Here is an 11,693-nt window from a genome sequence, read left to right as displayed (position 1 = left end):
CGGGCAGCCGAACCAGGATTACGGTCATGGTGTGAGCAGCGCGTGGCAGATCCTCGGCTTCCTCATCGGTGCATCCCTCGGCATCTTCGTGCTGATCAGCCTGCTGGTCCTGGCGCCGGGGCGCGGCAGCGCCCGCAGGGCGGCGGAAGGGCCGGTCTGGCTCGGCGGGCCGTCCAGAAGTGAGTCCGGTGTCAGCACCTCCGACCTGGTGCTGGCCGACCGGGCCGCCCACTGGGCACGGACGCCGGACGTCGACTGGGTGAGCGCGGCCGAGACCGCGGAACCGGGCAGGAACATCGGCGGGGCGACGGCGGGATGGTGAGACGATGCGCGTACTGACCGCGGCCCAGGCCGATGACCTGCGCCAGGCCCTCATGCTCGCCGAGCGCCGCAGCGGGCTGCGCTTCGGCGTCTTCCTCGGCAGACCCGTCGGCGGGCGCCGCCACTTCGCCGAACGCCTGCACGCGGCGCTGGGCGACGACGCCACCAACGGCGTGGTCGTCCTGGTGGACCTGGAGGGCAGGGCCCTGGAGATCGTGACCGGCGAGAGCGCCCGGCCGCGGCTGTCGGACGGGGCCTGCCGGCTGACCGCGATGTCGATGGCGACCGCGTTCAGCGTGGGCGATCTGGTCGGCGGTCTCCTGTACGGCATCGCCGCCTTGGGTGAACAGGCGACCGCCCGCCGCTGACGGTTCCCCGGCCTCCCCTGAAACCCTCCAGGCTGTGCGCCTTCCCGGCCTCTCCTACAAAGGACATGTCAGGAAGTTCCACATAGATACGGGGGAGGAAGTCATGCTGTGGTTCGACGACGGCGTGGGCTGGGGCTGATCCCACATCCATAGGAGGGTCCGATGGCGGAAAACAGCCTCGCCGGGCTGGTGAGCCCGCAGGCACAGGCGCTCTACGACCGGCTCACCTCCAACGGGGCGCTGGAGCTGGACGTGGACGTCGACGGACAGGCCCCGGAGACCCTCGAACTGCTCTCGATGGGCGTCGCCTTCCGCGGAGGTGAGGGCGACGCCCTGCTCAGACCGGTCGGCCTCGCCGCCGCCCTCCGCACGCTCCTCGATCGCGAACACGCCGAGCTCACCGGCCGCCAGGCCCGCCTCGCCGCCGGCTGGCGCGCGCTCGCCGCACGCTGGGGCGCCCACGACGACCACCCCGCCTCGGCGCCGATCAGCGGCATCCAGGTCATCCCGACGATGGCGGAGGCCGCCGCCAAGGCCGTGGAACTGTACGCCGCCGGGACCCGCCTCGTCCGCGCCGCCTTCACCATCGCCTTCGAAACCGAGCCCACGCCGCACCGCCTCCTCCTCCCGCCCCCGGCCGCGCTGGAGGGCGGCGCCCGCTACCTCGGCCTGTACGACGCCGCCTACAGCAACGTCCCCTGGGGCCGGCGGCTGATGAGCGACTCCGCGGTGGCCGGTGAGACGGTACGGATGCGCAGAGCCATCCCCACCAAGATGATCCTGGTCGACGACGCGATGGCGCTGGTCGCCGCCACCGCGACCGGCCTGCCCGCCCTCCTCGTCACCTCGCCCGACCTGCTGAGGATGCTGGCGGACTGGTTCGACCTCATGTGGCGGGACTCGGTGGACGCCGAAGGCGAGGACATCCCCCTGACCAGGGCCCAGCGCCGGGTCGTGCTGCAACTGGCGGCGGGCAAGACGGACGAGCAGATCGCGCACGAGACGGGGATCAGCGTCCGCACGGTCCGGCGGCACATCGCGGTGGCCATGAGCGCCCTGGGCGCCGAAACCCGCTTCGCCGCAGGTGTGGCCGCCAGCCGTAAGGGCTGGATCTGACGTCCCGTGTACGGCACGGCCCCTCCCCTGCGCACCCCGTCCGGACACGGGCCCTTCGACGACCGGACAGGCGGCACCCACCGAGGGCATCCCGCGACCGGGACAGGCTGCACCCACCGGAGGCACCGCGCGACCGGATAGGCGGCACCCACCGAGGGCGCCACGCGACTTCCGGGATGGGTGACACGCGACCCGGGATGGGCGTCACACGAACCCGGGATGGGTGACACGGGACCTGGGATGGGTGACACGGGGACCTGGGATGGGTGGCACGCGAACCCGGGATGGGTGGCACGCGATCGGGACAGGCGACACCTACCGGAGGCACCGCGCGACCCGCGCGAAGTCCGTACAGGCTTTCGAAAATTGTCGGTGGCAAGAGCTAGTGTTTGGGTATGGGTATCGATGTGAAGTCTCACACCCGCCCGCTGACGACCGCCGAAATCGCCGCCCTCGCCCTCTCCCTCGCGCACCTGGGAGCCGGCCCGCAGGCCGTCACCGCCCGGCGCGGCCTGCGCAACGTCTTCGAGCACCTCGACCTCGACGACGACGTCATCGCCACCACCCTGGCCACGCTCACCGATCCCCTGCCCTCCGACGTGGCCTCCCGCGCCCGCGTCATCGCCGACGCGATCACCAGCCGCCTCATGATCCGCCTGCACTACCAGGACGCCTCCGGCCACGTGACGATCCGCGACGTGGAGCCGGTGACCTGCCTGGTCCACCGGGAGTACTGGTACCTCGTGGGAGTGTGCCGGATGCGGCGCGGCATCCGGGCGTTCAGGTTCGACCGCGTACTGGCCGTCGAACCCACCCTCACCCCGTCCCGTCCCCACCTGGCCGACCGCTTCCTCCCGTTCCAGCGCCGCAAGGCCGCCTGACCCCAGCCCTGTGCCCCAGCCGCCCGCCGGCCGGGGCACACCCCCAGGAATCTTGGGGGTTGGGTGACCTACTCCGCCCATGGTCGTTGGCGTGGTGGCTGGCAGGCTCGCGCTCATGCGCGTTCGGGGGATCTCGCTCATCACCGCCTTCACGGTCACCATGGCCGCCTGTTCCGACGTGGAGACCGAACCCCCGGCGGCCGCGTACCAGCCCGCGGCCCTGGCCGAGGCGCCCGGTGACACGGTCGCCGCCGCCTTCGAGCCGGCGCTCCGGTGGCCGCCGACAACCCTGCGGTCACCGGTCGGCCTGACGGGCACACCTCTTACCGGCGCGGCAGGCCGGCTTGCCGACTCGGCCGCACCTCTCGCGGGCCTTGCGGCCATCCGGCCCGCAAGAAGCGCGCCCATCCGGCCCGCGGGAAGCGCGCCCGTCCTTCCCGCGGGAAGCTCGCCCGTCCTGCCTGCGGGAAGCGCGCCCGGCCCCTCCGGCGGCGTGCCGTCCGGAACTCAGGCCCACACGTCGCCGGGCTTTCCCGGTGGTGTGTGGCCGGCCGGCTCCGCTGCCTCGCAGGTGGCCGCGCCTCCCGCCGCCCTGGCTTCCTGGGCTTTCGCGATGGGATCGGTGAGCCGGGGCGAGCCGGTGCTTGGGGTGTCGGGCGATGGCGGGCGGCCGTTGCCGGACGAGCTGCGGGGGAAGCTGGACAGGGCGTTGGGGCGGTATCTGGCCTCACGGCCCGGCCGGGCGGCCGTGGCCGTGTACGACAGGGTCGCGGCCACCCGCTACGCCTACCGGGAACGCGAGCCGTTCATGCTGGCCAGTGTCGCCAAGGTGGACATCCTCCTGGCCCTCGCGCTGAAGGCGCAGGAAGAAGGGCGGCGGCTGACGAAGCGCGAGCGGAGCGTGGCGGGCAGGATGATCCGGGTCAGCGACAACGACTGCGCCCACGACCTGTACCGGGCGATCGGCGGCCGCGACGGGCTGACCGCGGTGCTGCGCGAGCTGGGGATCCGGCGTACCTGGCCGGAGCACTCCTGGGGCACCACCCGCAGCCGGCCGTCGGACCAGGTGAAGGTGCTCGACCGGCTGACCGACCCGGAGGGTCCGCTGACGGCGGCCAACCGGCGCTTCGCCCTGGAGCTGATGTCGAGCGTCGTGCCCGGCCAGGACTGGGGTGTGAGCGCGGCGGCGGGGTCCGGGCAGGTCGCGCTCAAGAACGGCTGGCTCCCTGCCAGCGCCCACGACGGCCTGTGGACGGTCAACAGCGTGGGCCGCCTCCAGACCGGCGGTCACGACCTGCTGCTCGCGGTGCTGTCGGAGCGCAGCCCGGCCATGGGGTACGGCGTGGCCACGGTCGAGGCGGTGGCCCGGCTGGTGGTCAGGACGATGACGAAGTCCGCTCCCACCGCCATAACGATCCGATGAAGGCCGGCCGTGTCTACGGCCCTGCGTGCGGGGACGATTAGTAGCTCGTCCGCAAGTTCGGCACAATGACCGATGTGCGAGTTGGACTGCTCGGGCCCTTCGAGGTCCGCAACCACGATGGGGCCATGGTCGAGGTACCCGGCGTTCGGCTGCGCGCGCTTCTTGCCGCACTGGCCCTCGAACCCGGCCGGATCGTCACACGGGCGAGGCTCGTGGACTGGATCTGGGGGGAACAACCGCCCGCGGACGAGGTGAACGCCCTGCAGGCGCTGGTGTCCAGGCTGCGCAGGGTGCTGCCGGACGGCGTGATCGAGGCGGACGCCGGCGGCTACCGGCTGGCCGTGGCGCCCGATGCCGTGGACGTGTCCCGGTTCGAGCAACTGGTCGGCAAGGCCCGTGCCGCCGAGCCCGCCGAGCGGGCGGATCTGCTGCGCTCGGCCCTGGAGCTCTGGCGCGGCGCGGCCCTGGCGGACATCGCCCTGCAGGACAGCGACGTGTTCGACGCCGTGGTCGCGCGTCTGGACGAGCTGCACGTCGCCGCGCTCGGCGACCGGGTGGACGCCGACATCCGGCTCGGCCGTGGCTCGGAGCTGGTCTCCGAACTGACCGATCTGGTCGCCACGTACCCGCTGCGGGAGGGGTTCGTGGCCGCCCTCATGCGGGCGCTGGCCGAGGCCGGGCGGGGCAACGAGGCGTTGACCGTGTTCCAGCGCACGCGCGAGCGCCTCGCCGAGGAGCTGGGCGCCGACCCGTCGGCCGAGCTGTCGGCACTGCACACGGCGCTGCTGCGGGGCGAGCTGGGCGAGCGGACGGAGAACCGCAGGACGAACCTGCGCGCCGAGCTGACGAGCTTCGTCGGCAAGGACGGCGACGTCGGGGCGGTCGCCGGTCTGGCCATGGGGCACCGGCTGGTCACCCTGACGGGAGCGGGGGGCTCCGGCAAGACGAGGCTGGCCACGGAGACCGCGCGGACCATGCTCTCCGAGCTGCCCGATGGGGCGTGGCTGGTCGAACTGGCCTCTGTGCAGGCGGGCGGTGACCTGGCGCAGGCCGCCCTCACCGCGCTCGGCCTGCGTGACCAGCCGTTGCTCGGTGGCGCCAGGGGCGGTGAGCCGATGGACCGGCTCCTCACCGCGCTGCGCGAGCGCACGATCCTGCTGGTCCTGGACAACTGCGAGCACGTGATCGAGGCGGCAGCGACCTTCGCCGACCGGCTTCTGGGCGAGTGCCGGCGGCTGCGGATCCTGGCCACGAGCAGGGAACCGCTCGGCATCACCGGGGAGGTGCTCTGGCAGGTCGAGCCGCTCGCGCTGCCCGCGAAGGGCGCCGAGCCCGCCGAGATCGGATCCTCGCCCGCCGTGCGGCTGCTGCGCGACCGCGCGGACCTGGTCCGCAAGGACATCGGCTCGGACCCGGCCACCCTGGCGGCCATGGAGCGGATCTGCCGGGCGCTCGACGGGGTACCGCTGGCGATCGAACTGGCCGCGGCGCGGCTGCGGACCATGTCCATCGATCAGCTGGCCCACCGGCTCGACGACCGCTTCCGGCTGCTGACCAGCGGCAGCCGTACGGTGCTCCCCCGGCACAAGACGCTGCGCGCGGTCGTCGACTGGAGCTGGGACCTGCTGACCGAGGCCGAGCGCGGCGTGCTGCGGAGGCTCTCGGTGTTCTCCGGCGGAGTGAGCCTGGAGGCCGCGGAACGCGTGTGCCCGGAGGAGGCGCTGGACGGTGAGCTCGTCTTCGACGTGCTCACCGCGCTGGCGGAGAAGTCGCTGCTGCTCACCGACGACGACGGCGCGCCGCGCTACCGGATGCTCAACACCATCAGGGAGTACGCCGCCGACCGGCTGGCCGAATCCGGGGAGACCGAACCGGCCCGCCGGGCACACCTGGCCTACTTCACCGAGCTGACCGAGACGGCCGACCCGTACCTGCGTACGACCGCGCAGCTGGAGTGGCTGAACACGATCACGCCCGAGCACGACAACATCAGTACGGCCCTGCGCGGAGCGATCGCCCAAGGATGGGCCCAGGAGGCGATGCGGCTGGTCGGGGCGGCGGGCTGGTACTGGTTCCTGGCCGGGCACCGGGCCGAGGGCACCGAGCTGAGCGTCGCGGCCTGCTCCCTGCCCGGTGAGGCGACCGACGAGGTGCGGGCGCTGGCGTACGCCATCTTGACCATGTTCCTGACCTCCGGGATCGGCCGCGACCAGTATCAGGCGGAGGACTGGATCCACGAGGCCCACCGGCTCACCCGGCGCAGCGGGGCACGTCACCCCCTGCTCGGGTTCGTCGAGCTGTGGGAGCTGATGCTGCGGGAGCCGGCCGGAGGGTTCCTGCGCTCGCTGGAGCCGCTCATCACCGGCGATGATCCCTGGGTGCGCGCGCAGGCCAGGCTCACTCGCGGACGGATGCGGCTCACGCTCGGCGGCGACGAGACCGACGTGGACACCGACATCGAGATCTCTCTGGCCGAGTTCCGCGGGCTGGGTGAACGGATGGGGACCTCGCTGGCGCTGACCTTCCTGGCCGACCGGCTCGCCATGCGCGGCGAGCTCGCCCGCGCGTGTGAGCACTACGAAGAGGCGGCCACCGCGCTGCGCGAGCTGGGAGTGCGGGAGGAAGTGGCCAGCCTCCGGGCGCGGCAGGCGCAGCTGTACTGGCTGCTCGGCGACGAACGATCCAGCGTGAGCGCGATGTCCGACGCGGAGCGGAACGCGAGCGGGATCACCTGGCCGGAGGAGCTGGCCAACCTGGAGATTTCCAAGGCGCAACTCGCCCGCTGGCGTGGCGAGCCGGACCAGGCCCGCAGGCACCTGGAAGCGGTGCGGGCGCTGATGGCCGACGAAGGGGCGGGCCTCCTGACCCGCGCCAGGTCTCTGGACCTGCTCGGCTATCTCGCCGAGGATCTGGAGGAGGCGCGCGCCTACCGCGGCGAGGCGCTCGGCGCGGCCCAGGAGGCGAGTTACCCGCCGCTGGTGGCCGAGATACTGATCGGGATCGCGGATCTCGCTTTGCGCCGGGGCCAGTACGAGCAGGCGGCGCGGTTGCTCGCGGCCAGCGACGGGGTGCGCGGCACCGCGGACCTGTCACAGCCGGACGCCTCAAGGATCAGCACGGAGACGCGCGATCGCCTCGGTGAGACGAAGTTCACCGAGGCGGTTCAGGCCGGACGGGAGCGGGACTGGCGGGAGCTGGCCGAGGTCACGCTCGCTTCGTGAACGCCAGGCGCGCCGCCTTGGTCCGCGTGGCGAGGTCGTGCCCGGCGTCGGGGGGTCAGCCGCAGCAGCCGCCTCCGCAGCACCCACCACCACCGCCCCCTCCGCCACGCGGAGCGGCGGCGCCGCCGGTCATCGCGACCGTGGACAGCAGCTTGACCGTGTCCTCGTGCCCGTCCGGGCAGGTGGCGGGGTCGTCGGAGGCGGCCATCGGGCGCGACACCTCGAACGTGGAGCCGCATGCGCGGCAGCGGAAGTCGTAACGCGGCATGCCCCTACATTAGGGCGCGTAGGTCACGTGGGTGTAGTCCGCGTGCGGTTCGTAGCCGATCGACTGGTAGATCGCGTTGCTGGTCGGGTTGCCGAGGTCGGTGAAGAGCACGATCTCCTTGGCCCGTTCGTCGAGGCCGGCCCGGCTGGCGTGGGCGGTGACGGCGGCGCCGTACCCGCGCCGGCGGCAGGACGGCGGCGTGTACACCGGTCCGATGCGGCTGACCCCGCCCTGTGCGGGCGAGAGCGCCGCGAACGACACCGGCGCCCCGCCGGACACCCAGAGGAAGACGTCACCGGCGGCGATCCTGCGCAGCACCCGCTCGGTCATGTCGCCACGGTCGGCGGAGACGCTGACCTCCTCACCGAACGCGTGGTACCAGCTCACGAGCAACGGCAGATCCCCCGGTACGGCACGCCGCCCCTGCCCGGGGACGTCAGGAGGGGTGAGGCGGCCGAGCCGGTACAGCCTCTCCTCGACGGTGCCGGCGAGCACCGCCCCGCGCGAGCCGGTGAAGACGGAGACCAGTTCGCGCGGCCCCATCACCTCGGGAATCTCCCGATCGGCCAGAGCCGAGGCCAGTTCCTCGACGGCTTCGGCGGGCATCGCGGCCAGCCCGAGCGGAGCCGGAGGCGTACGGAAGGCGGCCCCCCGGACCTGCCCGTCCACGCTCCACCACCCGTAGTAGGCCCCCTCGGCGGGCATGCCGGCGCGGATGGCCGCCATGACCGTGAGCGGCACGGTGTTGCGCAGGGGATCGCCGAGCAGGAAGGCGGTGGCGGCGTCGGGGAAGTCCGCGAGGTCCGCCGTGAAAGACCACATGCCGCGATCCTCGCAGGTCGCGGCATGTGGCCTCAAAGCGGTTTTCGTCAGGCAGCGGCTTCCAGGTACGGCGCCCACTGCGGGTCGCCCACCATGGAGGCGCCGATGAGCCGCCAATGGGCACCGCGCGGAACCGCCGGGGATACGCGCAGCGACCACCCCAGTTCCTCCAGGAACTTGTCGGCCTTGCGATGGTTGCACGGCGTGCAGGAGGCGACGCAGTTCTCCCACGTGTGCGTGCCACCCCGTGAGCGCGGGATGACATGGTCGATCGTCTCGGCCTTCTGACCGCAGTAGGCGCAACGGAAGTCGTCGCGGCGCATGAGTGCGGCCCTGGTCAGGGGGATGCGGGACCGATAGGGAATACGGACATATCTCCTGAGTCTGATCACCGAAGGCACCTCCAGCGTCCGGCTGGCCGAGCGGAGCACCGCTCCCCTGCCGTCACGATGGACGACGTCCGCCTTCTCCCTCAGCACCAGCACGATGGCGCGGTGCAGCGAGAGCGTGGTCAGTGGCTCATAGGTGGCGTTCAACAGCAGGACCTGGCGCATCACGAGGACTCTCCCCGCTGGGCGCGTATCAAAGGGGACATGCCGTGGCATGTCCCGGCTGGCGGCCCCTCCTGGGGCACTGATGCTTCCGTCACGTGGACCTCCGCCGGACGGCCCGACGGATGGTGTCACCACGGCGCCGCCCTCTGCCCAAGTCTGTCGTCAAAAGAGCGCATCCCGCCACCTCTTAACGAACTAGAGGGACGCACGGTGTGTTTTATGCCCGGATCACCTGCGCTTTACGCCCCGCCGGTAGGGTCAAGGGCATGTATCCGACCGCACGCCGAGAAGAGCTCGTCGACGACCTGCACGGCACCCCGGTGCCCGATCCCTATCGCTGGCTTGAGGACCCGGACAGCCCGGAAACCCAGGGCTGGCTGCTCGGGCAGGAAGCGCTGTACAAGGATCAGGTGAAGCCGCAGCGTTTCCGCGAGCGGATCGAGGAGCTTCTGCAGTCGGGTTCGGTCGGCGTCCCGGTGTGGCGCGGCGAGCGGTACTTCTTCTCCCGGCGCATGCCCGGCCAGGAGCACGCGGTCTACTACGTCGTGGATCCCGACGGCGCCGAGCGCCCCCTGATCGACCCCATGGCGATCGACCCCTCGGGGCTGACGACGCTCGACGCGGTGCAGCCTGACAAGGAAGGGCGGCTGCTGGCGTACCAGATCTCGGTGGGCGGCGACGAGGAGTCGGTGCTGTACATCATCGACGTGGCGACGGGCACGCGACTGGAGGGGCCGATCGACCGCTGCCGCTACTCCCCCATCGCGTGGCTGCCCGGCGGCGAGGCCTTCTACTACGTGCGCCGCCTGCCGGGCACGGAGGTTCCGGAGAACGAGCGGCAGTTCCACCGCCGCGTCTACCTGCATCGCGTCGGCACCTCCACCGAGGACGACGTGATGATCTTCGGCGCCGGGCTGAAGATGACGAACTACTACGGCGTCTCGGTCTCGCGCGACGGCCGCTGGCTGCAGATCTCCGCCTCGGAGGGTACGGCTCCGCGCAACGACCTCTGGGTGGCCGACCTGACCGCCTCCCCTCTCGACGACCCCGGCCTGGTCGTCGTCCAGGAGGGCGTGGACGCGCAGACCGGGCTGCACTTCGGCCGCGACGGCCGCCTCTACGTGCACACCGACCGTGACGCCCCGCGCGGCCGGATCTGCCTGGCCGACCCCGCCGAGCCGCAGGTCTGGCGCGACCTGATCCCGGAGGACGCCGAGGCGGTGCTGTCGGACTTCGCGATCCTGGACGATCTCACCGACCCGGTCATGCTGGTCGGCTGGACCCGCCACGCGATCAGCGAGATCAGCGTGCACCGCCTGGAGGACGGCGAGCGCCTGGGCGAGGTGCCGACGCCGGGGCTGGGCTCGATCGGCGGCATCTCCGAGCGTCCCGACGGCGGCCACGAGGCGTGGTTCGGCTACACCGACAACACCACCCCGCCCACCATCCAGCGCTACGACGCCCGCACCGGCGAGACCACGCTGTGGGCGGCCTCCCCCGGCGCGGTCGACGTGCCGCCGGTCAAGACCTCGCAGGCCGTCTACACCTCCAAGGACGGCACCGAGGTCCGCATGCTGATCATCGAGCCGGTCGACCGCGACGGCCCGCGCCCGACGATCCTCAACGGCTACGGCGGCTTCGGCATCTCCATGACGCCCGGCTACTCGGCCTCGATCCTGACCTGGGTCGAGGCGGGCGGCGTCTACGCCATCGCGAACCTGCGCGGCGGCGGCGAGGAGGGCGAGGACTGGCACCGCGCCGGGATGCTCGGCAACAAGCAGAACGTCTTCGACGACTTCCACGCCGCGGCCGAGCACCTGATCGCCACCGGCGTCACCACCTCCGCGCAGCTCGGCATCTCCGGCGGCTCCAACGGCGGCCTGCTGGTCGGCGCCGCCCTCACCCAGCGGCCGGAGCTCTACGCGGCCGTGGTCTGCTCGGCGCCGCTGCTCGACATGGTGCGTTACGAGCTGTTCGGCCTGGGCGCGACGTGGAACGTGGAGTACGGCTCGGCCGAGGACCCCGAGGGGTTCGGCTGGTTGTGGAGCTACTCGCCCTATCACCATGTGCGGGAGGGCGTGCCGTACCCCGCGACGCTGTTCACCGTCTTCCAGTCCGACAGCCGCGTGCACCCGCTGCACGCGTGGAAGATGTGCGCGGCCCTGCAGCACGCGAGCGGCGCCTCGCGGCCGGTACTGCTGCGCAACGAGACCGAGGTCGGGCACGGCGCGCGGTCCCTGAGCCGCACCATCGACCTGTCGGCCGACACCCTGACCTTCCTGGCGCGGAACACGGGGCTGTGAACCGGCGGCGGCTGGCCGCGTACGGCATGATCGTGCGCGGCGAGGAGATCCTGCTCGCCCACTACGTCAACGGGGAGACCCGGCACTGGACGTTGCCGGGCGGCGGCGTCGAGCACGGCGAGGACCCCTACGACGCGGTGGTGCGCGAGGTCGAGGAGGAGACCGGCTACACGGTCGTGCCCGAGGTGCTGATCGGCGTCAACAGCTTCCATCCCCGGCCGGAGTTCCAGGCGGTGCGGCTGTTCTGGGAGGCGCGCGTCGTGGGCGGTGAGCTGCGTTTCGAGGTGGGCGGAAGCACCGACGAGGCGGCGTGGTTCCCGCTGGCCGAGGTGGAGGGGCTGGAGCGCTCCGAGGTCGTGGACCGCGGGCTCGAACTGCTGCGCGCGCGGCCGAAGAGCGGGCACCTATAGTCGGAG

Annotated in this window: 11 protein-coding genes; 8 read left to right on the top strand and 3 right to left on the bottom strand. The window is 72.0% G+C overall.

Going from position 1 to position 11,693, the window contains the following annotated elements; translation table 11 throughout:
• Positions 1-31 precede the first annotated feature (31 nt).
• The 6 genes from ACIBKY_RS47290 to ACIBKY_RS47265 all read left to right on the top strand — a co-directional run bounded on the left by ACIBKY_RS47290 (position 32) and on the right by ACIBKY_RS47265 (position 7,330).
• Positions 32-322, top strand: coding sequence for a hypothetical protein (locus ACIBKY_RS47290; RefSeq protein WP_397107900.1), 291 nt, complete (start codon positions 32-34; stop codon positions 320-322).
• 4 nt (positions 323-326) lie between these two features.
• The gene (locus ACIBKY_RS47285; protein WP_397107899.1) at positions 327-689 is read left to right on the top strand and encodes a DUF5130 family protein; all 363 of its coding nucleotides are present in this window, start codon (positions 327-329) and stop codon (positions 687-689) included.
• 162 nt (positions 690-851) lie between these two features.
• The gene (locus ACIBKY_RS47280) at positions 852-1,805 is read left to right on the top strand and encodes a response regulator transcription factor (RefSeq protein WP_397107897.1); all 954 of its coding nucleotides are present in this window, start codon (positions 852-854) and stop codon (positions 1,803-1,805) included.
• Between the two features lie 395 nt (positions 1,806-2,200).
• Complete coding sequence (locus ACIBKY_RS47275) at positions 2,201-2,686, top strand: helix-turn-helix transcriptional regulator (protein ID WP_397107895.1); 486 nt, start codon at positions 2,201-2,203, stop codon at positions 2,684-2,686.
• A gap of 115 nt (positions 2,687-2,801) precedes the next feature.
• Positions 2,802-4,109, top strand: coding sequence for a serine hydrolase (locus ACIBKY_RS47270; RefSeq protein ID WP_397107893.1), 1,308 nt, complete (start codon positions 2,802-2,804; stop codon positions 4,107-4,109).
• Between the two features lie 65 nt (positions 4,110-4,174).
• On the top strand, positions 4,175-7,330 hold the full coding sequence (locus ACIBKY_RS47265) for a BTAD domain-containing putative transcriptional regulator (protein WP_397107892.1): 3,156 nt from the start codon (positions 4,175-4,177) through the stop codon (positions 7,328-7,330).
• 55 nt (positions 7,331-7,385) lie between these two features.
• On the opposite strand, the gene ACIBKY_RS47260 is transcribed toward ACIBKY_RS47265, so the two are convergent.
• Genes ACIBKY_RS47260 through ACIBKY_RS47250 form a run of 3 tightly spaced genes read right to left on the bottom strand, consistent with a single transcriptional unit; the run spans position 7,386 to position 8,974 of the window.
• Positions 7,386-7,598: a zinc ribbon domain-containing protein gene (locus ACIBKY_RS47260; protein ID WP_184959578.1), complete on the bottom strand. Its 213-nt coding sequence runs from the start codon at positions 7,596-7,598 to the stop codon at positions 7,386-7,388.
• Between the two features lie 9 nt (positions 7,599-7,607).
• The gene (locus ACIBKY_RS47255; protein ID WP_397107890.1) at positions 7,608-8,420 is read right to left on the bottom strand and encodes a GNAT family N-acetyltransferase; all 813 of its coding nucleotides are present in this window, start codon (positions 8,418-8,420) and stop codon (positions 7,608-7,610) included.
• Between the two features lie 47 nt (positions 8,421-8,467).
• Positions 8,468-8,974, bottom strand: coding sequence for an HNH endonuclease (locus ACIBKY_RS47250; protein ID WP_184959584.1), 507 nt, complete (start codon positions 8,972-8,974; stop codon positions 8,468-8,470).
• A 266-nt stretch (positions 8,975-9,240) separates the two neighbouring features.
• On the opposite strand from ACIBKY_RS47250, the gene ACIBKY_RS47245 reads away from it, so the two are divergent.
• Both ACIBKY_RS47245 and ACIBKY_RS47240 read left to right on the top strand, forming a co-directional pair.
• On the top strand, positions 9,241-11,277 hold the full coding sequence (locus tag ACIBKY_RS47245) for a prolyl oligopeptidase family protein (protein WP_397107888.1): 2,037 nt from the start codon (positions 9,241-9,243) through the stop codon (positions 11,275-11,277).
• Positions 11,274-11,687, top strand: coding sequence for an NUDIX hydrolase (locus tag ACIBKY_RS47240; RefSeq protein ID WP_397107886.1), 414 nt, complete (start codon positions 11,274-11,276; stop codon positions 11,685-11,687). Before ACIBKY_RS47245 ends, ACIBKY_RS47240 begins: the two co-directional genes overlap by 4 nt.
• Positions 11,688-11,693: the final 6 nt, after the last annotated feature.

Source organism: Nonomuraea sp. NPDC050394 (assembly GCF_044459065.1).
Lineage (GTDB): Bacteria > Actinomycetota > Actinomycetes > Streptosporangiales > Streptosporangiaceae > Nonomuraea.
Note: the sequence above shows the minus strand (reverse complement) of the source record. Positions and strands in the feature narration are given on the sequence as shown.